The 17840-nt window shown below is 34.4% G+C and carries 39 protein-coding genes; 36 read left to right on the top strand and 3 right to left on the bottom strand.

Going from position 1 to position 17840, the window contains the following annotated elements:
* Positions 1 to 46: 46 nt before the first annotated feature.
* A complete protein-coding gene (locus JNUCC21_RS11390; protein ID WP_369878143.1) occupies positions 47 to 1138 on the bottom strand; it encodes an acyltransferase family protein in 1092 nt (363 codons plus the stop codon).
* 303 nt (positions 1139 to 1441) lie between these two features.
* Here JNUCC21_RS11390 and JNUCC21_RS11385 point away from each other — a divergent pair, with 303 nt between their 5' ends.
* The 10 genes from JNUCC21_RS11385 (at position 1442) to JNUCC21_RS11340 (ending at position 5025) form a co-directional block, all read left to right on the top strand.
* Complete coding sequence (locus JNUCC21_RS11385; protein ID WP_326243742.1) at positions 1442 to 1879, top strand: hypothetical protein; 438 nt, start codon at positions 1442 to 1444, stop codon at positions 1877 to 1879.
* A gap of 93 nt (positions 1880 to 1972) precedes the next feature.
* Positions 1973 to 2176, top strand: coding sequence for a helix-turn-helix transcriptional regulator (locus tag JNUCC21_RS11380; protein WP_014470137.1), 204 nt, complete (start codon positions 1973 to 1975; stop codon positions 2174 to 2176).
* A 118-nt stretch (positions 2177 to 2294) separates the two neighbouring features.
* Positions 2295 to 2531 carry a hypothetical protein gene (locus JNUCC21_RS11375; RefSeq protein WP_064778389.1) on the top strand — a complete coding sequence of 79 codons (237 nt, stop codon included), beginning with the start codon at positions 2295 to 2297 and terminating at the stop codon, positions 2529 to 2531.
* Between the two features lie 42 nt (positions 2532 to 2573).
* Positions 2574 to 2750, top strand: coding sequence for a hypothetical protein (locus tag JNUCC21_RS11370; RefSeq protein ID WP_231937508.1), 177 nt, complete (start codon positions 2574 to 2576; stop codon positions 2748 to 2750).
* 56 nt (positions 2751 to 2806) lie between these two features.
* Positions 2807 to 2974, top strand: coding sequence for a hypothetical protein (locus tag JNUCC21_RS11365; protein WP_254061192.1), 168 nt, complete (start codon positions 2807 to 2809; stop codon positions 2972 to 2974).
* Between the two features lie 39 nt (positions 2975 to 3013).
* On the top strand, positions 3014 to 3331 hold the full coding sequence (locus JNUCC21_RS11360; RefSeq protein WP_079005073.1) for a hypothetical protein: 318 nt from the start codon (positions 3014 to 3016) through the stop codon (positions 3329 to 3331).
* 12 nt (positions 3332 to 3343) lie between these two features.
* Positions 3344 to 3817, top strand: a complete 474-nt coding sequence (locus JNUCC21_RS11355) for a hypothetical protein (protein WP_163113723.1) — start codon at positions 3344 to 3346, stop codon at positions 3815 to 3817.
* 87 nt (positions 3818 to 3904) lie between these two features.
* Positions 3905 to 4513 (top strand): hypothetical protein, encoded by a 609-nt coding sequence (locus JNUCC21_RS11350; RefSeq protein ID WP_163113722.1) that lies wholly within the window; start codon positions 3905 to 3907, stop codon positions 4511 to 4513.
* Between the two features lie 29 nt (positions 4514 to 4542).
* The gene (locus tag JNUCC21_RS11345; protein WP_163113721.1) at positions 4543 to 4770 is read left to right on the top strand and encodes a hypothetical protein; all 228 of its coding nucleotides are present in this window, start codon (positions 4543 to 4545) and stop codon (positions 4768 to 4770) included.
* Positions 4771 to 4800: 30 nt separating this feature from the next.
* Entirely contained in the window at positions 4801 to 5025 is a 225-nt protein-coding gene (locus JNUCC21_RS11340) for a hypothetical protein (protein ID WP_163113720.1), read from the top strand.
* 10 nt (positions 5026 to 5035) lie between these two features.
* Here JNUCC21_RS11340 and JNUCC21_RS11335 read toward each other — a convergent pair whose 3' ends face one another.
* A complete protein-coding gene (locus JNUCC21_RS11335; protein ID WP_041482308.1) occupies positions 5036 to 5218 on the bottom strand; it encodes a hypothetical protein in 183 nt (60 codons plus the stop codon).
* A 70-nt stretch (positions 5219 to 5288) separates the two neighbouring features.
* Here JNUCC21_RS11335 and JNUCC21_RS11330 point away from each other — a divergent pair, with 70 nt between their 5' ends.
* From JNUCC21_RS11330 to JNUCC21_RS11270, 13 genes are all read left to right on the top strand, one after another.
* Positions 5289 to 5540, top strand: a complete 252-nt coding sequence (locus JNUCC21_RS11330) for a hypothetical protein (protein WP_163113719.1) — start codon at positions 5289 to 5291, stop codon at positions 5538 to 5540.
* Between the two features lie 229 nt (positions 5541 to 5769).
* Positions 5770 to 5901, top strand: a complete 132-nt coding sequence (locus JNUCC21_RS11325; protein ID WP_113792286.1) for a hypothetical protein — start codon at positions 5770 to 5772, stop codon at positions 5899 to 5901.
* Between the two features lie 78 nt (positions 5902 to 5979).
* A complete protein-coding gene (locus tag JNUCC21_RS11320; RefSeq protein WP_163113718.1) occupies positions 5980 to 6636 on the top strand; it encodes a uracil-DNA glycosylase family protein in 657 nt (218 codons plus the stop codon).
* A 50-nt stretch (positions 6637 to 6686) separates the two neighbouring features.
* Positions 6687 to 7232, top strand: coding sequence for a hypothetical protein (locus tag JNUCC21_RS11315; RefSeq protein WP_163113717.1), 546 nt, complete (start codon positions 6687 to 6689; stop codon positions 7230 to 7232).
* A gap of 449 nt (positions 7233 to 7681) precedes the next feature.
* The gene (locus tag JNUCC21_RS11310; RefSeq protein WP_022553110.1) at positions 7682 to 8821 is read left to right on the top strand and encodes an AimR family lysis-lysogeny pheromone receptor; all 1140 of its coding nucleotides are present in this window, start codon (positions 7682 to 7684) and stop codon (positions 8819 to 8821) included.
* 29 nt (positions 8822 to 8850) lie between these two features.
* Positions 8851 to 8982: a lysogeny pheromone AimP family peptide gene (locus tag JNUCC21_RS11305; protein WP_014472002.1), complete on the top strand. Its 132-nt coding sequence runs from the start codon at positions 8851 to 8853 to the stop codon at positions 8980 to 8982.
* A 127-nt stretch (positions 8983 to 9109) separates the two neighbouring features.
* Positions 9110 to 9265, top strand: a complete 156-nt coding sequence (locus tag JNUCC21_RS11300; protein WP_172798707.1) for a hypothetical protein — start codon at positions 9110 to 9112, stop codon at positions 9263 to 9265.
* Between the two features lie 149 nt (positions 9266 to 9414).
* Positions 9415 to 9627: a hypothetical protein gene (locus tag JNUCC21_RS11295; RefSeq protein WP_014472000.1), complete on the top strand. Its 213-nt coding sequence runs from the start codon at positions 9415 to 9417 to the stop codon at positions 9625 to 9627.
* 14 nt (positions 9628 to 9641) lie between these two features.
* A complete protein-coding gene (locus tag JNUCC21_RS11290) occupies positions 9642 to 9872 on the top strand; it encodes a hypothetical protein (protein ID WP_014471999.1) in 231 nt (76 codons plus the stop codon).
* A gap of 38 nt (positions 9873 to 9910) precedes the next feature.
* Positions 9911 to 10075 carry a hypothetical protein gene (locus JNUCC21_RS11285; protein WP_014721236.1) on the top strand — a complete coding sequence of 55 codons (165 nt, stop codon included), beginning with the start codon at positions 9911 to 9913 and terminating at the stop codon, positions 10073 to 10075.
* Between the two features lie 9 nt (positions 10076 to 10084).
* A complete protein-coding gene (locus tag JNUCC21_RS11280) occupies positions 10085 to 11143 on the top strand; it encodes a tyrosine-type recombinase/integrase (protein ID WP_369878142.1) in 1059 nt (352 codons plus the stop codon).
* Between the two features lie 76 nt (positions 11144 to 11219).
* Positions 11220 to 12569, top strand: a complete 1350-nt coding sequence (locus tag JNUCC21_RS11275; RefSeq protein ID WP_369878141.1) for a DNA sulfur modification protein DndB — start codon at positions 11220 to 11222, stop codon at positions 12567 to 12569.
* A 20-nt stretch (positions 12570 to 12589) separates the two neighbouring features.
* Positions 12590 to 13573, top strand: coding sequence for an integrase (locus tag JNUCC21_RS11270; RefSeq protein ID WP_369878139.1), 984 nt, complete (start codon positions 12590 to 12592; stop codon positions 13571 to 13573).
* Between the two features lie 220 nt (positions 13574 to 13793).
* On the opposite strand, the gene JNUCC21_RS11265 is transcribed toward JNUCC21_RS11270, so the two are convergent.
* A complete protein-coding gene (locus JNUCC21_RS11265) occupies positions 13794 to 14015 on the bottom strand; it encodes a helix-turn-helix transcriptional regulator (RefSeq protein ID WP_021493552.1) in 222 nt (73 codons plus the stop codon).
* Positions 14016 to 14180: 165 nt separating this feature from the next.
* Here JNUCC21_RS11265 and JNUCC21_RS11260 point away from each other — a divergent pair, with 165 nt between their 5' ends.
* The 13 genes from JNUCC21_RS11260 to JNUCC21_RS11200 all read left to right on the top strand — a co-directional run bounded on the left by JNUCC21_RS11260 (position 14181) and on the right by JNUCC21_RS11200 (position 17837).
* Positions 14181 to 14480 (top strand): hypothetical protein, encoded by a 300-nt coding sequence (locus JNUCC21_RS11260; protein WP_047474287.1) that lies wholly within the window; start codon positions 14181 to 14183, stop codon positions 14478 to 14480.
* A gap of 74 nt (positions 14481 to 14554) precedes the next feature.
* Positions 14555 to 14800: a hypothetical protein gene (locus tag JNUCC21_RS11255; protein ID WP_020954128.1), complete on the top strand. Its 246-nt coding sequence runs from the start codon at positions 14555 to 14557 to the stop codon at positions 14798 to 14800.
* Between the two features lie 109 nt (positions 14801 to 14909).
* The gene (locus JNUCC21_RS11250) at positions 14910 to 15134 is read left to right on the top strand and encodes a hypothetical protein (protein ID WP_259429520.1); all 225 of its coding nucleotides are present in this window, start codon (positions 14910 to 14912) and stop codon (positions 15132 to 15134) included.
* A gap of 33 nt (positions 15135 to 15167) precedes the next feature.
* Positions 15168 to 15644, top strand: a complete 477-nt coding sequence (locus JNUCC21_RS11245) for a hypothetical protein (RefSeq protein ID WP_369878138.1) — start codon at positions 15168 to 15170, stop codon at positions 15642 to 15644.
* The gene (locus JNUCC21_RS11240) at positions 15641 to 15853 is read left to right on the top strand and encodes a hypothetical protein (RefSeq protein ID WP_369878136.1); all 213 of its coding nucleotides are present in this window, start codon (positions 15641 to 15643) and stop codon (positions 15851 to 15853) included. Before JNUCC21_RS11245 ends, JNUCC21_RS11240 begins: the two co-directional genes overlap by 4 nt.
* Entirely contained in the window at positions 15841 to 16023 is a 183-nt protein-coding gene (locus tag JNUCC21_RS11235; RefSeq protein WP_369878135.1) for a hypothetical protein, read from the top strand. The genes JNUCC21_RS11240 and JNUCC21_RS11235 overlap by 13 nt, the downstream gene beginning before the upstream one ends.
* Positions 16020 to 16331, top strand: a complete 312-nt coding sequence (locus JNUCC21_RS11230) for a hypothetical protein (protein ID WP_369878134.1) — start codon at positions 16020 to 16022, stop codon at positions 16329 to 16331. The genes JNUCC21_RS11235 and JNUCC21_RS11230 overlap by 4 nt, the downstream gene beginning before the upstream one ends.
* Positions 16328 to 16543 (top strand): hypothetical protein, encoded by a 216-nt coding sequence (locus JNUCC21_RS11225; protein WP_369878133.1) that lies wholly within the window; start codon positions 16328 to 16330, stop codon positions 16541 to 16543. The genes JNUCC21_RS11230 and JNUCC21_RS11225 overlap by 4 nt, the downstream gene beginning before the upstream one ends.
* A 4-nt stretch (positions 16544 to 16547) precedes the next feature.
* Positions 16548 to 16970 (top strand): YopX family protein, encoded by a 423-nt coding sequence (locus tag JNUCC21_RS11220; RefSeq protein ID WP_369878132.1) that lies wholly within the window; start codon positions 16548 to 16550, stop codon positions 16968 to 16970.
* A complete protein-coding gene (locus JNUCC21_RS11215) occupies positions 16967 to 17170 on the top strand; it encodes a hypothetical protein (protein ID WP_369878131.1) in 204 nt (67 codons plus the stop codon). Before JNUCC21_RS11220 ends, JNUCC21_RS11215 begins: the two co-directional genes overlap by 4 nt.
* On the top strand, positions 17170 to 17379 hold the full coding sequence (locus JNUCC21_RS11210) for a hypothetical protein (RefSeq protein ID WP_369878130.1): 210 nt from the start codon (positions 17170 to 17172) through the stop codon (positions 17377 to 17379). Before JNUCC21_RS11215 ends, JNUCC21_RS11210 begins: the two co-directional genes overlap by 1 nt.
* Entirely contained in the window at positions 17376 to 17582 is a 207-nt protein-coding gene (locus JNUCC21_RS11205; protein ID WP_077722294.1) for a hypothetical protein, read from the top strand. The genes JNUCC21_RS11210 and JNUCC21_RS11205 overlap by 4 nt, the downstream gene beginning before the upstream one ends.
* Positions 17583 to 17627: 45 nt before the next feature.
* Positions 17628 to 17837, top strand: coding sequence for a hypothetical protein (locus JNUCC21_RS11200; protein WP_072589257.1), 210 nt, complete (start codon positions 17628 to 17630; stop codon positions 17835 to 17837).
* Positions 17838 to 17840 lie beyond the last annotated feature (3 nt).

The following is a 17840-nucleotide window of genomic DNA, read 5'->3' as shown; positions in this document are numbered from 1 at the left end:
CATGCTAAATGGGACACGGGCTGCCTACATGAACAGCCCTTGGGCATTAGCTCGCAATCTTCGTTTTGACTGGTTTGTTTTTCTTGATATTACGTAATTTAAGAGCGGGTTTTTCCACGATTCTGTACGAAAGAAATGCGATTGCAGCAGTGACAGCAATTAGAACTATGATCAACGGGTAATCAGACAGTGTTTTATTAATTCCGGTGTATAGGAAGACGTTGATAATCACCCTGTGCCATATGAAAATCCCCATACTGATATCATCTAACCGGTTCAGTTGCCAAAATATTTTCGGCCCATTGTACCCGAACCAAACGATCGCATAGCTTAACGGCACAAACCATAAAAAGTTCCATAGTGTACTGTTTATTGAACTAAGATGCATGGGATCTGCCTTAATAAGTAAAAATAAAATTACCGAAGACAAAAATAAAACAAGGTGCTGCGGTGACTTACTCCATGCCTTAGCCCAGAAGATGCCCAAAGTGAAATAAAACATCTGTGGCAGGAAAGAATGTAAGTACAGGTTACCGAACACATTACCAGGTAAGAACTTCAAAACTACGAAAGAAATCAGCACACTAAAAGCAGAAACAGCAAAAGAACAAAGAATCATTTTTTTGAATCCGAAGCGTTTATAAAACCAATAAATTGCGGGTAACACCAGGTAAAAGCTAATCTGAACAGGAATTGTCCAAAGTGAATCGTTAAGGCGACCTGTGCCAATATGATGAAATATGTCAGGGAAGGATTGAGGGTATAGCACAAGATTGCTTAGAAGCCATATCCAGTACTCTTTAGTTGTGAATACTGAGAATGACAGAGCTCCTAGAACAATTAACAGGGTGGTGGAGGTAATAGCATAGGTGTAAATTGCGGGCGCGATCCTGATAATTCGGCTCCAATAAAAATCCGTTAGGTTATTTCCTTTAAGCTTGGATCTCTCATAAGAAGTGAAAAGAAAAAATGCGCTTAGAAAAAAGAAGATTGATATGCCGGTGTGAAATATTGCTTTACTCTCTGGAGTATAACCAAAGACAGAAATGTTTAGATCTCTTGTAGCATGGCCAATAAGCACACAGAGAGCAGCAAACAGCCTGATAACAAAGAAACAGTTAGAATGTTTTACGTTCATTAAAAGAACCTCTTTCCTGTACCATATGGCGAATAAGCAGTAAGTCTGCCTATAAGCAGTGATGATTATATCATAAAAATGGAAGATTTGTTCTTAAAAATGAACTAAAATAAATATTTTTGTTCTCAATAAGGTATATTTGTGTGATGTAGGGAGGTATAGATACTTATAAATACACGTAGATATTCATAGATACATGTATATCTAGCTATATCATGAAGAATACAGATAAACCACGAAGCTTCGACCTGTTCTTTCACCTTTATTTCGAATATAGTATAATTTGGAAAAGGGGGAGAGAGAATGAAAAAGCTAATCTTTCTGGTTGTGATTTGCATTGGTTTTTTATTGAGTTTTAACACACATAGTGCAGAGGCGAAGCTTACATTAGACTACAAAAATGTGAATTTTCATATGAGTGAGGATTCAGAGAGTTTCTCAATGGCAGATTATTTTGATCGGAATTACGATCGCACTTGGCTCTTCTACAAATTCACAATTAGCAATGCTGAGGGGTGTACTCTAAATATGAAAATCAGCAGGATAACTCTTGCTGGCTGGGTATTCCCACGTAGTGAAAAGCAGTTTGTAGGGAACTATGCCGACTATACTGCTGCAGATCGAGTAGAGGGAGATGCAAATCGTAATCATGTGTTAGAGATTACAAAGAATCCAGGCTGCGGAGACGTGTGGATTAAAGGTATTTATGGATTTGAACATGAAGATTCATTTGATTGGTAAGCTTAATACATAGTCAAGGTATATCCTTGACCTTTTTTATGCATATGATGATAATTTAAAGTGATCATACATAATGAATGTGAGGTAGTTAAATTGATTAAATCAAATCTAAAGCCGATATTAGACGAAAGGAATATCAGTATTCGAAAGCTGTCCAATGATATTGACCATGGTTTTAACACAGTTAGGAAGCTTTATCACGATGAAATGGAGCGGTACCCAAGAGATCTGTTGGATAAAGTCTGTACATATTTAGACATTGAGCTGCATGAGCTGTTGATTTACAAAAAAGATTAAAAAGATATTGATCACTTTAAGTGATCATGGTATACTAAAGTTACAAGAACAGTAAATACTTACAAATTTTCTAGGTCTACATAAAATCGTACTTTCATAGGGAATAGGAGAGGTTACAATGCAAAATACAGTAAAAGTAACTTTCAATGTAAACGGTGTAGAAATCAAAACAGATGCGGGTGTACCACAAATGCCTAATGGTATTAATGCAGATAATATGATTGTTTTACATGCCAAAAGAAATTTGGAAAAGAATCTTGGGATTGATATATATGAGGTTATGAATGCAGAGCATTATGATGACATTGAGCATCTCGTTACTATTGACAAATCAGGCTATAACCAAGGTATTTAAATAAAAAATAATTCATTTAACAAAAAAAGGGAGAGATGAAAAATGAGAGAGAATAGACAAGAGTTACTTAAGGAAATTGAAATTCAAATATTGCTTAAGGAAATTGAAGAATTAGAACTGGCTTTAAGTAAGTCCGATAGCAATACTGTTTCAGTGGTTCTCCAAGAAGCAATCGATAAAAAACATAATGAAATTGTTAGGCTAAAGCCAAATGGGTGAGTCTTGGCAGAACGCAGCCGAGGTAAACGGTGCTTAGTTTTTACTGTAAAAGATGAATGGGATCACAAGCCGTAACTGAATTAGGTGAAGCAAGAAAAATCTTCGGAAAAGATAAAGAGGTTTATTTACAACAGGAACATGAGGATGGAAACTTTGCAGGGGATATAGGAGTACACGAAATATCAACATACAACCTTGAATATGAAAATGGTGTTACTGAATAAAATCATTCTTTCATCTTAATTAATAAAGGAGAGTACATAATGTATAGATTCATATCAGAGCTGAATTTAGACGACTCGACAATTCAAAGGATGGATAAATCCCAAAGCTTTAAATACATCGGTGGTTTTTATATGTATGATCCCCAGCAAATCGAATGGCCAATCCCAGAAGGAGAATCATCTTCGCTCAGTGATTTAGCCCATTTAAGTTTTAATTCTTATGACTGTGAAAACCAAATGATCGCGGATATGAAAAGGGAATTCACTGAAGAAAAGTTGTTAAATATTTTTAATTCTGAGTGTCCAGAAACAGCTTTTAATGACGCTGCTTCAAGAATCATTGAAAAATATAATTAAGGTGGGTTTTAATTGGCTAGAGATAAAGAATGGGTTAAAATAAGCGAACTTTCTGAAGAAGAAAAACAAAGCTTGACTGCCGGTACTGCAGTTCTGCTGCATGATAATTACTATAATGGGTCGTCAGAAAAAGCTTCCTTGATAAGAAAAAAAGGTTCTCAAGGAAGACTAGAAGACAAGTATTACGAATTGAACGGTCAAATGGTTAGAATTCTTTTCGGAAGCAGAAGCTTAAAAGTCCCTTCTTCTTTATTATCTGTTCCAGTTGCAATCGACAGGGAACAGGAAGTCGAACTAAATCTTTCACCAGTCCAAATTGTTAAAGTTATGAAGTCATTAGAACTGTTACTAGACTTAGACAAGGAAGAATTTAAATTTAATCGAGAAGAGATTGCCCTATTATTGGAGCAACTAAGTAAAAATCTAGATAGTAATGGTATTGATCCTGACAGAGTAATGAACGAGCTGTTCTCAAGGATTGATTAAGTTGCAATGACACCAGTCATTTATGGAGAGAGCCATTAGATATAGACTGTGCGTACATACGGCAAAGTTTCAAAAAGGGGCGATAATATGAAGTTTACCTTATTGGAGAATGCAATCGATTCTTTAAAATCAACTTATAATTCTCTTGAGAAATATAAAGAAATTGCCATAGGCGGTGAACATTTGGTTAAAGATGCAGTTCTTTCTTTAAATCATGCAAATGAATTACTTTTTAAACACATACTGAAGGAAGAAAATGAGTTTTTGATATTCTCTGATATTCATAAATATATGTCCGCGAAAGAAAAAATGATTGAGAAACAGAAGAAAAATGTGTTTGAAGTAAATCCAAACTTAAACACTGTAGGTTTTTATGAAGCCATACGCAGGTTGGAGTTATTGTGTGAAAAGACTGTGCCTGACAATTTCAAAAGTGCTTTGTTGTACATAAACAAAAAAAGAAATGAAATCACTCATTATGAAATTGATATGGATCAAGATGAGTTTAGGTTGTTTATTGACAATTTAGAAGCTACGTATGAGATGACCATTTCATTCTTTTCTGAATATGAAAAGGAATTAATTTTCTTGTTATCTGAAGCGCGATTTGAAGTTTCCCTTGAAATTATCGATCCTGATGTCGAAGCAATGGCGCATGATTCTTACATCGAGTATATGGAGGAAATGATGCCTTAATTTGTTGTTAAAGAGAAAGGAGCGAACAAATGACGGTCAAAATGATAACTGTCTGGTACAAATACGATGATAAAGGTAACGAAGCCAAACTAAATCATATTGAAGATGGATGGGTGAACGGAGAATATCCAAAGCCAATAGATCCGTCATTCCCAAATCAAGAAGCGTGGAAGAAAAGTGATTGGGAAAGGAAACATGCTTACTTAGATGAACAGTATCGAGTATTGAGTGTTCCGCCAGCTTATTGGATTAAATAATGAGCTTAAACTTGGGAGGGGAGTACGTAAATGATCAAGGTTTACACAATAGGTCATGCGATACCAGAAAAGGTTAAGTCCTGCATCACTGAATGGAATTATTGGTCTTGGATTGTTGCTGCTAATAATGAAAAGGGAAATAAAAGTGCAAAGAGGCTTATTGACAAGATTGAATCTGATCCAGACAGGATTGCGGAATATAAAACTGAAGATGGAATTGGAGTATATGTAAGCTACATGATTCCAGTGAAATAAAAAAGAGCATTTAAATGCTCTTCTTCATACCACATCTACGACACTCACGTAAAAATACACCACTTTTCACTGAACTCTTGAATAAAGCGTAATCACAGTTGTCACAGCGTCCATATTTAACATCGGGATACTCCTTATAATCATATACAATTGTTACATCGTAGCCATTAGTCTCAAAATCTTTCTCTTCCATTAAATTTCACCTACACAAAGTATTTAACACTACTATAATACCAGACGATGTAAGTAAGGAGGGCTTTAATTTGATTGGAATAGCATATTTCTTAATACTCTGGCTTGGTGTTGGCTTTCTAACGGGATTTAAGGCCTTATTTGTTGATCAGGTTTATGATGAAGAGTTTAAGCAGGAACTGATTGATTCATTTTCACCAGGTATGGAACAGAATATGATTGAACTGTTCTTTAAGAATAAAATAAATATCATGGTGTTTTACATATTAATTGGATTGCTGCCACTGACCATAAAAATTGCTGGTCTGCTGAAGAGGAGTTAGACATGACAGTTATCAATACCTTTTTTGTTATTCAATTTGAAAATGATGATTACTTCAAGTCATTTAATCTAGATGGAAGTGGTTATAAGACATCTAAGGGCTTCATGGCGCTTCTAAGTTCACTACAATGTCAGAAGCTTTAGTGATCGCAAACGAGCTACATACAGAGTATAAAGTCACTTCTGCCATAAGACAAATCGAAGTTATTACTAGGTGATGGGGTGAGCAAGTGTACTGGATTGAATGGATTGAAGATGGGGAGAAGAAAAGTATTGTTGCGGACGGCTGGGTTGAATGGGCTTCAATCCTTGAAGACCTTTATCAGCAGCGATTTGAATATGTTGAATGGAAACGGCTTTAAATAAGGAAGTGAGTCCATGTAATAATCATTTTTTAAAAGTGAAGGGTTAACTCAGGTGAACAAAGGAGCTGCTATCTTTTGTCTGATACACTAGAGCTAGTCACAAAAAATAGGAAGTATAGAGAATTAGTTCTCCGCAGGAAACAATGCACTATATGTCAAGGAGTCAAGAACCCGGCAGTAATACTAAATGGGAGATATGATTCCAATCACATAAATCCTTGGACAAAATGGCACGGCAATTTAAATGCTAAAGTGTTAATCATAGGACAAGATTGGGGTCATGTAGATGCATTTATTAGAAATAAAGGCCAAGTGAACCCATTAAATCCAACAAACAATAAACTGATTGAAATGCTAGCCCTTATTGGTATCAGACCAGAAGATACATACTTGACGAATGCAATACTATGCATGAAAGAGACAGAAAACTTGTCCGGGAGAACAAAATCTGCTTGGTATAGGAATTGTGGCGAAAACTTTTTGAAATATGAAATTGAAATTGTTAATCCTAAAATTATTATTACTTTAGGAGTAAAACCCTTTAGGACTATTAAAAGAGTGTATAACATAAGATGCTCGAATAATTTAGGAGATGTGATTAAGTTCGAGAAACCAATAATCATAAATGAAGCAAAGTGGTTCCCTGTTTATCATATTGGTAAGTTGGCTCAAAATTTAAGGCCCTTAGAAAAACAAAGAGAAGATTGGGGCCGTATAAAGAATTTCCTTTGAATGAATTTATGTAAAAGAATCCTTTTATTAAAATAAGTGGGTGGAGATATATGACTGACACAATACTTGCAGGTATAATTGGAGCAATCATAGGTGGCATTGTTCCATTTATTATCTATTTGCTATCTGAGCATAAGAAAAAGAAGGAAAAGAGACTAGATTGTATCTATAACCTTATGACAGATTTAGAGATATTCTTATCTGAAACAACAGATTTAAGATTTAAATTGAAAAATGCACAAAGAGAAGAACTACTAAGTGTTTTAAGAGAAGTTGCTAATTTAGTTTCAAAAGGAATATTTAAAAAAGGGAGAGACTTGCCTTACTATGCTCTTTTTATAGATTCAGAAACATATAATCAAACAATGGATTTCTTAACTGGAAGTTTTGAAGAATTACAAAAAATCCAGAAAGAATTTAATGTATTTAAAATTGAATCTGATGAACCAGTTGAAAGAATTAAAGCATTCGTTGATGGACAATTATTAGGATTGGACATTATAAGTGATAAAGGAGACAAGCTGAATTCTCTGATGTCAGAAAAAAAGGATTTTTATTATCAAAAACACTATCGTGGTTGGAAGTTGTGGATGTAATAACTGTACAAATGTAGAGAGCATTTTTTGAAAATAAACAATTGCTCCACCAATAGATTGCATCCTGTAAAATTATTAGTTTAGCTGCAATATAGACTTTGGGTATGAAGACGAATGGCTACTGACTAAACCAGAGCTAAAAAAAAGAATTACAAAAAAGACTATTTAATTGAACATATTCAACACCAAAGAAAGCCTATAAGAGAGCTTTTAACAAGCTAGATGATAAAGCACAAGAGGAACTAAGATAAAGGTGGTAAGTTGTATTTGGCCAAATATGCACAATGAGGGTTAATCCTCATTGTGTCTTCATAAAATACGAATTTTAAACAGATAAGGAGTCCTTAAAAAATAATTAGAATAAAAATAAAATAAATACTTGTAATTCTGACAACTCTAATGTATATTATAAACAAGGGAACATTAGTTGGGAAGGGGTGGAGTAACCAATGAATCTTAAGCAGATGATTAAGAATGAATGTGAAAAAGACAACCAGCTCGCAGCGAAACTCTCAAAAATAGCAGGGTACGAAAAGGTTAATGGTTTTTACAAATTCATCAACACCCCAGAGAAAGAAATGGACAACTTAGGCGGTTTAATTAATATTGTTAAAAGCTTGTTTCCTGATAATGAGGAGCAGCTTCTAAGTGATTACTTCTTATCACTGGATCCCAACAAAAAATGTGCTAGACAATCTGTTGAATACTCCGATATCAATCAATGGGATTCATTAACAGACAAGATTATTTTAAATTTATGCCACTCAAAAAACACAACAAGTCAAGAATGGGGTAACATCTACAACATACATAGAAAGCTATATAAAAACGAAATCTCAATACCAGAAGCAATAAGAGAATGTGGGAGATGTAAAGCTCCAGAAATGTCATTTTTTTCAGATGCAATGCTGATGTATAAATACTTGAATATTGGTGAGTTCGGATTGATGAAAAGCACCTTAACACTTTTAGATTTTAAAAGCTTACCAGAAGGATTTATAAAAGATTCGTACAAAAGTAGAGTGTCAATGTTAAAAGCGAATATAAGCTTAAACGAAAACAATTTAATCGAAGCAAGGAAACATTCAAATATTGCAATAATGCAGTCCAATGTGAACCGAATATGTTTCTTTGCACATCTGACAATAGGTAATACCCTAATTTTCGAAAATTATGAAGAAGCTATGCTGGCGTATGTTGAGGCAAAGAAGTATGTTCTTAATGATACTCATGAAGAAATGCTAAATGGCGCTCTTTGCTTCTTAGCTAATGTATGGAACAAGGAAAATCTATGGGTTAACTATGAATCAAATGAAATCAAATATCAACAGCTAAGGGCTTTTTATTACATAAAAAGTAATAATCTCGACAAGGCTAACGAATTATTAGAAAGCTTATCAAAAAGAGATCAAGATGAAAATGAATTAGGATTTTATTTTTATTATAAAGGTTTAATATCGAGGCAAAAATCTGATTTTTTTAAATCAATAACATATTTTAAAGAATCAGATGATAAATATTTTATCCAATTGGCAATAATAGAACTCGAAAAATTAGGCTGTGACCCGGAGCTGCTAAATTTAATTTAGAATTTAGTACTTGAAAGGAGGTGAATTTAATGAAAAAAATTATTTTCGGTACAGCCATTTTAGCAGCATTAGCAATTTCATTCATTGCAGGTCAACATTCAGTTAATACGGCATCAGCTTCTGATGAGATCTCTGTAGCAAGTGCAATTCGGGGAGCTTAATAATACAACAGGATACTACATAATCAATGGTTAGACGTTTGATCCAGTGGATCAGGCGTCTTTTCTAATTTTAAGAGAATGTTCCAGAAATTCATAAAATAAAAAACAAGAACATGGGGGAATTAAAATGAAAAAGAATTTTGCACAAGCACTTTCTTATGAGGAAATGGCCAAAGGCTACATGGAAATGGGAGATATTAATTTAGAAATTTCTCAGGAAGATAATCATCTTGAAAATGAAGCAGAAATGATTAGATCAAAATATAAAGCAAAGGTATCCTAATGAGGATTAAAGACAAATCAGCAGACATTTTAACACATACATAGGGGATGTGTTATTTGTCGTGAATAAAAATAAAATATATTATTGCATATTATTGTAGCAACATATATAATGAAGTTACAAGATGAACGTTGTTGGGAGATGAAACTATGGAAACAACCAGTGCCACTCAAAAGGAAGAGTTGAAGATTACATCATTAAGACAATATCAATACATAAAACAACTAAAGAACTTCACACGAGTCAATCTCCACCTAGAGGATCCAGATGTGTTTACACCTAATAATGTAACTACAATGAGAAAAAATCATAAAGAATATAACCTTATTAAAGAACAAAAGAATTCAATAAAATGTATTTAAGGAGTAAAAATAAAATGAATAATAAATATTATACAGAAGAAAACAAGGCTAAAGTTTGGAAAAAGCATATGATCGTTTTGAAGTTTCTAGAGCAGCCTGAGATAGCAGTTGCTTATAATGAGTTCTTACGAAGAGAAGCGACAAGTGATGAATGGGTTGGGTTCGAAGAGGAGCTTTATGAGGAATTGACGGGGATGCCAATTATAAACGTCTGTAAGGACGAAAGGGTAAATGTCCTAAACTGAATTTTATTATAGGATAAAAATAAATTAGGTGTGATAAAATGAATACAGACATTTTAATTAACGCTCTTAAAGAATACGACATGCTAAAGCAAATTGAAATCTGTAACGCTAATTTAATGCTGCTGAGTAATATTGAAGGGGAAAATGAATGGATTGTTGCATGGAAAGAATTTGATCAATACTTAATGAAAAAAATGATATGAGGTGTCATTATGGAAGCTCAAAAGAAAGCGTCAACACTAAGAGATTATTCAATATACAATAACATAAATAGGTGGTTTGATGAATTAGATTTAAGAAACAGGGATCGAGAAACTGGAGAAATTGAAAAGTCTAATACTAGAGCCACGTATGAAAGGCATATAAGAGAGTTTTTCAACCACTATGCTGCCAAGGATATTGAATATTTAACTGAGAGTGACCTGGCGATCAAGAAGAGTGACCTGTATGATTATCGAACTCATTTGGCTAAAAATAAAAGTAACTCCAATTCAACAATTAACAATAAGATTGCCGCACTGAAAAGCATGATTAAGTATCTTGAATCTGAACATGAGTGTGATTCATCTGTATTTAATTTTAGACCTCTTCCAACAGAAAAGAACCCCGCAGGCTCTTTTGAAGGAATATCGGAAGCTGATGAATTTGCTGAGGCAGCTTATGTTACTGAGCGTCAAAACAGATTAATGAAAAAGATGTTTATTTTGTTTAGTGCACGTACTGGAGGGCGTAAATCAGAGGTGCTTAGAGTGGGGTGGGATGATATTACTTATTCAGAAAAGCACCAATGCTATCTCGTCAACTTTAAAAAAACTAAGCAAAAAAAGGCTAGGCCAGTTGGGATTTCCACTGCTTTTTATGAAGAGTTGTTGCTGTTAAAGCAAGAGTATGGGGAACATGAACTATTATTTCATAAGTTAACAGTTGATTCAATACAGGATATGTGGAATCGCGTATGTAGAGTTATGGGTATTCCCAAAGAAAGAAAGATAACCCCGCATAGTTTACGCAATACTGCAACAAACTTTTCTTACAGCGTTAATGGTGATATTAAAAAAGTGGCAGCGTTCTCTGGTCACAGCAATATCAATGTTTTGAATGATCATTATTTAAACAATGAAAGGGATTATTCTCAAGATCCAGGGGTTTTGGTTGATCAAAAAGAAGACATGTCCTTTTTAGATGAAGTTACCTTAGAGCAATATAAAGAATTCTTTTTAAAATCAGACATGTATATACAGAATAAACTTAAAGTGTTTTTGAACAAGTGATATAAATAATCACATAAAAGCTTTACTTGCTTATGAAAATAATGATAAATTTAATATGATTATGTGAGGTGATAATGTGTCTGATGTTTTGTTGACAACGGATAAACTTTATAAGTTAAAATCTGAAATAGAAGAAAAGCTTATTGATATTAAAAATGATTCCAATATGGTGAGAGAATTAAAAGCCACAATGGCGGACAAATACAAGGCACTCCCTGGTTATATCCAAGAAATTTTAAATAATAATGATAACAACGTGCAGCGGTTAAACGAAAAAGAAGTGTACATTGTTTCAAAAGAGATGTATTCAATTCTTGGGGCGTCAGCTTTAGATCCCTCAAATTATTTTCCAACCAGATTGGCAAAAGAGCTTGAAGGTGGGAGAGTATTCGCCGGTGAGGAAGTAGTTAAGCTCCCATACAAGTTTAAAAATGTGATTAAAATTAAAGAGGATAACTATGTCACTTCCATTACTGCCAAGGAACTTAGTGAGTTATATAATAGCTCCATCCTGCAGTACAATTACAATACTCAGCGTGAAGGAAAGTACATTAAGGGCAGTCTTATCCCTGTACCTAAAACAAACCCTAAATCAGTTGATGAGATCAAAGAACTGTTTATCAAAGGTGATTTGATTGTATCCATGTTAACTTTTAACGCTCGTCTTGGAACATCTGACAGTGATGAAGAAGTTGAATATGATCCAAGCGACCAAACACTCACTGTAATGCGAGGAACCTTATTAGATGCTCTAGATGGGTACCATCGAATTTCAGGTATTGTTAAGGCCATTGCTGAAGTCCCTGAATTAGATCAACCATTCATTTTAAATGTGCTGAATTACGATGAAGAAAAGGCCAAGGTTCACTTTGCTCAAATGAATACAATTAACCCAGTTGAAAAATCCAGAATTGAAGAGTTGGGACAAAAACGGCATTCTTCAACCATTGTTGAGCAGCTGAAGTTTAAAAGTGAACTTAAAAATAAAATAAGCCCACAAAGTGAAATTAGTATTGATAGCAATTTTCTTGTGACATATTATACTTTATCCGAAGCTATAGACGATGCATTTGAGTTGAAATCTCGAAAAGATGCGTTGAAAATTGCGAAATACCTGGTCGACTTTTTTGATAACCTTTTTTATGCCTTCCCAGATGAATTTCTTGAAGATGATTTATCGTCCATTAGAAAGCAATCATACATTAATCATAACGTAATGTTTTACGGTTATGTTTATTTGGCCAAGAAGATGAAGGAAAACAATGTAGAACTAAACAAGCTTGAAAGTATCCTTAATACAATTGACTTTAGTAAGAGCGGAAGAGTGTTTGAAGAATTAGGAAGACGAAATAATGAAAATCAGCTGAAGATTGCTATGAAGAAGAAACTTAAGCGAATATTTTATGATGAAATTGCTGTTGTTTAAAGCCTAAAGGAGAATTTAATATGAGTGAAATGTATAATGCTGAATTGAAGGAAAAGTTTTTAGAGAAATATGAAAGTGAAGCAACAAGAAACCATTATTGGCTAAGGCTAAGGGATTTCTCAGCTACAGAAAAAATACTTCAAAAAGACATATTTAATTTTTCTTTGGAAGAGCTGCGTACGTTATTTTTAGATTTAGATAGCAAATCAATAGATTCACTAAGAGGAGCAAGAGCTGTAATTGGACAATACACAACCTGGGCAATGGAAAATGGCTTGGCAATCAGTAACATAAACAAAGTGTATCAGATACAGGATGGCGACCTAAAGCAGTTTATAGACAAAAACAAAAAAACACTATTCACCAATAAAGAAGTAGAAGAATATGTTGATTTTATGGTTAATGATCAGGATAAAGCGATGATACAGGCTATTTATGAAGGCATAGACGGTTATCAGCATTCGGAGTTACTAAATTTAACAGGTGACGACTTACTTGATGATAACAAGGTAAAGCTAGTAGATGATAAACATGGTATAAGAATAATTACTGTAAGTGATAAATGTTATGAGTTGCTTAAGCGTGCTTATGATCAAAGAACATATCGTCTAAGCAATGGTTCGCCAGATAGTGGACTTAAAAACAAATATGCAACATTAGTTAAAAGCGAAAATATTTTTAGGCTAAAATACAAGAGCTCTAATCAGAGTATGAAAGCTGACAAATTTTTAGTTCATCGTTCTTTTAGTCAGTTTCAAAAATTTTTAGAAGAACCCTTCTTTTCACCCAAGAATCTTATCAACTCAGGAAAGCTCAACATGGCGTATGAGATATATAAAGAGAAGGGTGAATTAAAAGTACCTGATTATAAACAAATAACTCGACAATATGGGTTCTTGAATGAAGACGCGGAGTTTAATTCACAAACACTGAGGAAAGTAGTGAATATGGAGAACTTAGAAAAATATTGTATCAAGTCTGAAGTAATTGAGACTAATTCTTAATCCCTGTTACAGGGATTAACTTTACATAACTTTTAGAGTAAAAATAAAAACAATATGAATTAACTCGTGATATTTTTAAAAAAATATCAGGATTTTGTTCATATTTTTCAGAATTCGACAAAGTTAGACAGAGACAAATTTGTACATATGCAGTAAAATAGTTCTATACACTAAAAAGGGTACAAGGAGGTTCGCTAGGTCAAACTCCCTAGCGATTAAGTCAATGTTTGATTTTCCATTCATAGAGGTCTTCAATCGAACAGTTTAGGGCAATTGCAATGATTCTCGCTGTTTTTATATTCATAGAAGGTCTAACGCCATTAGCGTAGTCACTTAACCTTTGCTTACTGATGCCTGTTAGGTTCGAAAGTTGCCCTAGGGACATTCCTCTACGTTCAAGGAGAATGGATATCAAACATTGTCCGATTTCAACCTCAAGCATCGGACAACCTCCTGATATAGTATTGCTTATCATACTATATCAATTCTTTCCAAGTTTTTAAATGAAAGAAAAAAGATTTGCCACTAACTAGGTAAAAGGTTATAATTAAGTCAACAAAAAAGGGAACGTAAGTTCGGTTAATTACTACCAGAGAGAGGGAAACGTATGTCAGAAAAGGATTATTTCATTCAAGGGGAGCTGTGCATACCTTTTTTCGGCAGAATAAAAGCCAAGAATGAAGAGGAAGCACTTTTGTTCGCATATCAATCAATTAAAAAGAAATTAAGAAATAAAACAGGAAAAATGGGGTTTCTTCAAAAAGATCAAGAAAAATATGAGGCACTATTTGATGTAGACATCATGTGTACAGAGGATGCTGAAATAACAACTTCTTATGCCGAAGAAATAGACGATTCGTTTGAAAATGAAGGCTATAAATCTTCTCAACTGTTATCATTAAAATAAAAGCACATACACATCTTGTCAGTCATCATGAGACATAAAAAATTGGTGACTTTTTAGTCAGACTGGAGCATACAATGGATTTTAATCTTGAAATTGACTTGAAAGACATTATGAGATCAGTTTCCATGAGTGTTGGTTCTAAGAACATACAAAGTGGAGAGTACTACATAGACATTATCTTTAAAAACAATGGGGATTGTTTGAGGATTAGAATGGATCATGCTTCAGTTTTAGAATTTAGAGACAAAATAAATGAAACTCTTTGGAAACTGGACGGCATGAAGACGTTTATGAAGACAGCAGCTTTACAGTATGAGTAAAGCTGATTTTTTTTAAAATTATTTAGAATAAAAATAAAATAAGTATTTACAACATATGGTTGAGGTTATATAATCGAATTAGAATTAGGAAAGGAGATAGCTTTAATTATTGATTAATGAACCAACTAATAATCAAATAAGAACCATGGTTTTAAAGAAATATGCAAAGCTCTTAGCGTCATGTGAAAGGTCATTGCGCAGCATAGAGAATAACGAAATAAGAATGGCAATTGGAGACCTAGATTTTGTTAAAGACAATTTAGAGGAAATACAATACATACTTCGTGATGTTGTGAATCAGCATGAATATATTAAGAATAAAAATAAAATTTAAGTTTTATTGAGATTCAGATAAGGGGGATATATGTTGAAAGAAATAAATATGATTGAACGTTCTTATTGTGGAAGTGGAGGCTGTATGAGTTGTCCCTTCTCGCACAGTGATGAAGCTGAAATGGTTCAAAATTACGGATGTTTGCCCACACCCCAGCAAATTGTAGAGATGAAGGAAAAGAGTGGACACAATTGGGCTTGTCATAGCGATGAGACGGTTTTGTGTGGAGGTTTCGCTAAATATATAAAAAGAAATAGACCTGATTTAAAGATTAATGAAGGACAGTTAATTTCATATGAAACTTGGGGTCATGAAGGTGAAGCCAAAGCCATACAGGAAGCAAATACAAAGGAACTCCGGCAGGCCCAGGAAAAGACTCAGCGGCTTACAAAAGAGAACAAAGAACTAAAATTAAAGGCCGAGGAACAGAAAGAAAAAATAAGAGATTTAGAATCTGCAAATAGCGATTTGGAAGATGAAATCTGGGGATTGGAGAATGACGCGGAATGAATGCCAAACAAATTCAACTTTTCAATCTGATGGATGATTTGAGCGAACAGGTGAACAACGTCATGCATGACGCAGTGATCTCCAAAAAACGAAACAGACTCGATGTGATAGATCAAGGTGCAAAAGAGGCCGAGCGGATCACAAGAGAAATTCAAATACTTGTGAATTCGATGCGGCGACAGAAGGTGGACGCGGAATGCCAAAAGTGAATGGAACATTAATCCGATACTATTGCGATGACTGCGAGGAATGGACATTCTTAGAAAGGCCTGCCAGCACGTCCGAAATTTATTGCCCTTTTTGTGGAGAGCAAATTCTTGCGATAGATTCTGATGATTTAAGTTTACTGGAAGAGGCGATGAAGGAGGGCGCAGAATGACAAAGTCAAAAATCACAATCAAAACAAGCGATAAGATTGAGGTCACATGGGAACAGGCACGGGCAATTAAGGAAGGCATGAAGTTTTATTTAAAAATGGCTGATGATGAACCCGAAAGAGTGAACGACTTAACAAATGGGGATAAAAAAGAATTTGCGCGTCTTCAATTTGTAGGGAAACAATTTGGTATGAACATGGGTGTTACTTATCCGTGGACTGGATTGTTTGAACCGTTGAACAGCATGCATGCTTATGATCTTAATAAGGCAATTTTAAAAGGTTATATAGTGAAGGAGGGCGCGGAGTGAGTAAATTCACTGTTATAAAAATTGAGGACGCCGAAAAGTATTTAACTTATCAAGAGAGACTTTGTCTAGGGGCGTTCATTGGAAGAATCAACTTTTGTAGAAGAGAAGCCGAGGGCAAAGACGTTAATGACTATGTTGTTATCAACCGGGATGAACCTTATATCGACGAGGTAACGGACATCATGAAAAAGCATGGACATTGGGAGGAATAAGATAATGAATGAAATCAAAATCAGATACGTTTTCCGACATAAGAATACTAATGAAATTGTCTTGCTTTATTACACCTTGAGTGAAATTGAATATTTCGGGGAGACGATCTACACAGATAAAGAAGATTACGAGTTGATAAGTCGGGATCTATGGACTTGTCTTAAAGACAGTAATGGCAAAGACATATATGCCGGAGATTATATAAAAATTACATACGATTCTGCTTTTTCCAAAGAGCCATTCTATGTCGGGGTAGTGGATTATTTAGAAAAAGAAGATTACCCAGCATTTGATTTAAGACCTTGGATTGATTTAGATATGAATGCTATAAGCTGGTTAAAAAGTGAATCAGATCCTAGCGTAAAAAAATACGAAGTCATCGGCGACGTTTACCATAATCCTGAGTTGTTGGAGGGCGCGGAATGAATGCTGATGTAAAACGTATTGAATATAAGCTTTGGCACGAAGTTAAGTTCGGTTGGAAGCATTTCAGTTTCGGCGCCAATGATGATAAAACCGCATTGGAATACGCAGAGGAATACGTAAATAATAACTACCTCAAAAATTATAAAGTGGAAAAAATAACGAATGAGACATTGTTTTGGACTGAGGAGGGCGCGGAGTGATGGCATTTCATAAAGAAGTGGTTGAAACTATATACAAAACGGTTGTTATTTGCGATAAATGCGACAAAGAGAAGGTTTTAAACATAGGTTACCCGTTAACGTGGGAGGGGCATATGAATGGTGCTTTGCGCCATGATTACACATTCACGGAGAAGGGGAACGGTTTTGAAACTTTATGTCCTGACTGTCAGAAGGAGGGCGCGGAATGAACCAAAATAACAAGATACTTACAAGCTTTATCTATTATGCGAATTTGTACAAACTAGCAGAATCAAAAGGATTTAAAATCCTCCCACAGAAAGACCATTTAGAGATTTTTGCTCCATTCTACGGGAGTGACCAAGGCGTCAAAATTAAAACAGATGAAGATTTAGCTGAAGTTATTCAAGACATCCTTCAGTATAAAATTTAAGCCAATAAAAGATGCATTTTAAAGTGTTTCAAGGGGAGTGGTGAAATGAATACGAATGAGTTGAAAAAAGCACTTGAATACAATACGAAGAATGCAGGACAACAACTACTGCAGCTGACTAATGATTGGAATGTCCACATTGACAGTATTGAAAAGAAGGACATCATAAACACTATTCACGATATTGCGATACATATGCTTCAGCAATGGGAAAAGTATAAAAAATATGAGGATATGAGGGAATCAGTTAAGTAAAGG

This window comes from Bacillus sp. JNUCC-21, assembly GCF_041222765.1.
GTDB lineage: Bacteria > Bacillota > Bacilli > Bacillales > Bacillaceae > Bacillus > Bacillus velezensis.
The sequence above is the reverse complement of the archived record's forward strand: the minus strand, read 5'-3'. Positions and strand labels throughout refer to the sequence as shown.

What these genes read in the sequence shown, in the direction of transcription:
- JNUCC21_RS11340 (WP_163113720.1), top strand. Translation starts at nt 4,801, where the DNA reads ATGATCAAGGTTTACACAATAGGTCATGCGATACCAGAAAAGGTTAAG.
- JNUCC21_RS11335 (WP_041482308.1), bottom strand. Translation starts at nt 5,218, where the DNA reads ATGGAAGAGAAAGATTTTGAGACTAATGGCTACGATGTAACAATTGTA.
- JNUCC21_RS11290 (WP_014471999.1), top strand. Translation starts at nt 9,642, where the DNA reads ATGAATAATAAATATTATACAGAAGAAAACAAGGCTAAAGTTTGGAAA.
- JNUCC21_RS11265 (WP_021493552.1), bottom strand. Translation starts at nt 14,015, where the DNA reads ATGCTTGAGGTTGAAATCGGACAATGTTTGATATCCATTCTCCTTGAA.
- JNUCC21_RS11210 (WP_369878130.1), top strand. Translation starts at nt 17,170, where the DNA reads ATGGCATTTCATAAAGAAGTGGTTGAAACTATATACAAAACGGTTGTT.
- JNUCC21_RS11235 (WP_369878135.1), top strand. Translation starts at nt 15,841, where the DNA reads ATGCCAAAAGTGAATGGAACATTAATCCGATACTATTGCGATGACTGC.
- JNUCC21_RS11375 (WP_064778389.1), top strand. Translation starts at nt 2,295, where the DNA reads ATGCAAAATACAGTAAAAGTAACTTTCAATGTAAACGGTGTAGAAATC.
- JNUCC21_RS11305 (WP_014472002.1), top strand. Translation starts at nt 8,851, where the DNA reads ATGAAAAAAATTATTTTCGGTACAGCCATTTTAGCAGCATTAGCAATT.
- JNUCC21_RS11285 (WP_014721236.1), top strand. Translation starts at nt 9,911, where the DNA reads ATGAATACAGACATTTTAATTAACGCTCTTAAAGAATACGACATGCTA.
- JNUCC21_RS11370 (WP_231937508.1), top strand. Translation starts at nt 2,574, where the DNA reads ATGAGAGAGAATAGACAAGAGTTACTTAAGGAAATTGAAATTCAAATA.
- JNUCC21_RS11385 (WP_326243742.1), top strand. Translation starts at nt 1,442, where the DNA reads ATGAAAAAGCTAATCTTTCTGGTTGTGATTTGCATTGGTTTTTTATTG.
- JNUCC21_RS11345 (WP_163113721.1), top strand. Translation starts at nt 4,543, where the DNA reads ATGACGGTCAAAATGATAACTGTCTGGTACAAATACGATGATAAAGGT.
- JNUCC21_RS11230 (WP_369878134.1), top strand. Translation starts at nt 16,020, where the DNA reads ATGACAAAGTCAAAAATCACAATCAAAACAAGCGATAAGATTGAGGTC.
- JNUCC21_RS11205 (WP_077722294.1), top strand. Translation starts at nt 17,376, where the DNA reads ATGAACCAAAATAACAAGATACTTACAAGCTTTATCTATTATGCGAAT.
- JNUCC21_RS11315 (WP_163113717.1), top strand. Translation starts at nt 6,687, where the DNA reads ATGACTGACACAATACTTGCAGGTATAATTGGAGCAATCATAGGTGGC.
- JNUCC21_RS11295 (WP_014472000.1), top strand. Translation starts at nt 9,415, where the DNA reads ATGGAAACAACCAGTGCCACTCAAAAGGAAGAGTTGAAGATTACATCA.
- JNUCC21_RS11350 (WP_163113722.1), top strand. Translation starts at nt 3,905, where the DNA reads ATGAAGTTTACCTTATTGGAGAATGCAATCGATTCTTTAAAATCAACT.
- JNUCC21_RS11220 (WP_369878132.1), top strand. Translation starts at nt 16,548, where the DNA reads ATGAATGAAATCAAAATCAGATACGTTTTCCGACATAAGAATACTAAT.
- JNUCC21_RS11215 (WP_369878131.1), top strand. Translation starts at nt 16,967, where the DNA reads ATGAATGCTGATGTAAAACGTATTGAATATAAGCTTTGGCACGAAGTT.
- JNUCC21_RS11365 (WP_254061192.1), top strand. Translation starts at nt 2,807, where the DNA reads ATGGGATCACAAGCCGTAACTGAATTAGGTGAAGCAAGAAAAATCTTC.
- JNUCC21_RS11240 (WP_369878136.1), top strand. Translation starts at nt 15,641, where the DNA reads ATGAATGCCAAACAAATTCAACTTTTCAATCTGATGGATGATTTGAGC.
- JNUCC21_RS11200 (WP_072589257.1), top strand. Translation starts at nt 17,628, where the DNA reads ATGAATACGAATGAGTTGAAAAAAGCACTTGAATACAATACGAAGAAT.
- JNUCC21_RS11255 (WP_020954128.1), top strand. Translation starts at nt 14,555, where the DNA reads ATGGATTTTAATCTTGAAATTGACTTGAAAGACATTATGAGATCAGTT.
- JNUCC21_RS11260 (WP_047474287.1), top strand. Translation starts at nt 14,181, where the DNA reads ATGTCAGAAAAGGATTATTTCATTCAAGGGGAGCTGTGCATACCTTTT.
- JNUCC21_RS11360 (WP_079005073.1), top strand. Translation starts at nt 3,014, where the DNA reads ATGTATAGATTCATATCAGAGCTGAATTTAGACGACTCGACAATTCAA.
- JNUCC21_RS11270 (WP_369878139.1), top strand. Translation starts at nt 12,590, where the DNA reads ATGAGTGAAATGTATAATGCTGAATTGAAGGAAAAGTTTTTAGAGAAA.
- JNUCC21_RS11280 (WP_369878142.1), top strand. Translation starts at nt 10,085, where the DNA reads ATGGAAGCTCAAAAGAAAGCGTCAACACTAAGAGATTATTCAATATAC.
- JNUCC21_RS11310 (WP_022553110.1), top strand. Translation starts at nt 7,682, where the DNA reads ATGAATCTTAAGCAGATGATTAAGAATGAATGTGAAAAAGACAACCAG.
- JNUCC21_RS11300 (WP_172798707.1), top strand. Translation starts at nt 9,110, where the DNA reads ATGAAAAAGAATTTTGCACAAGCACTTTCTTATGAGGAAATGGCCAAA.
- JNUCC21_RS11390 (WP_369878143.1), bottom strand. Translation starts at nt 1,138, where the DNA reads ATGAACGTAAAACATTCTAACTGTTTCTTTGTTATCAGGCTGTTTGCT.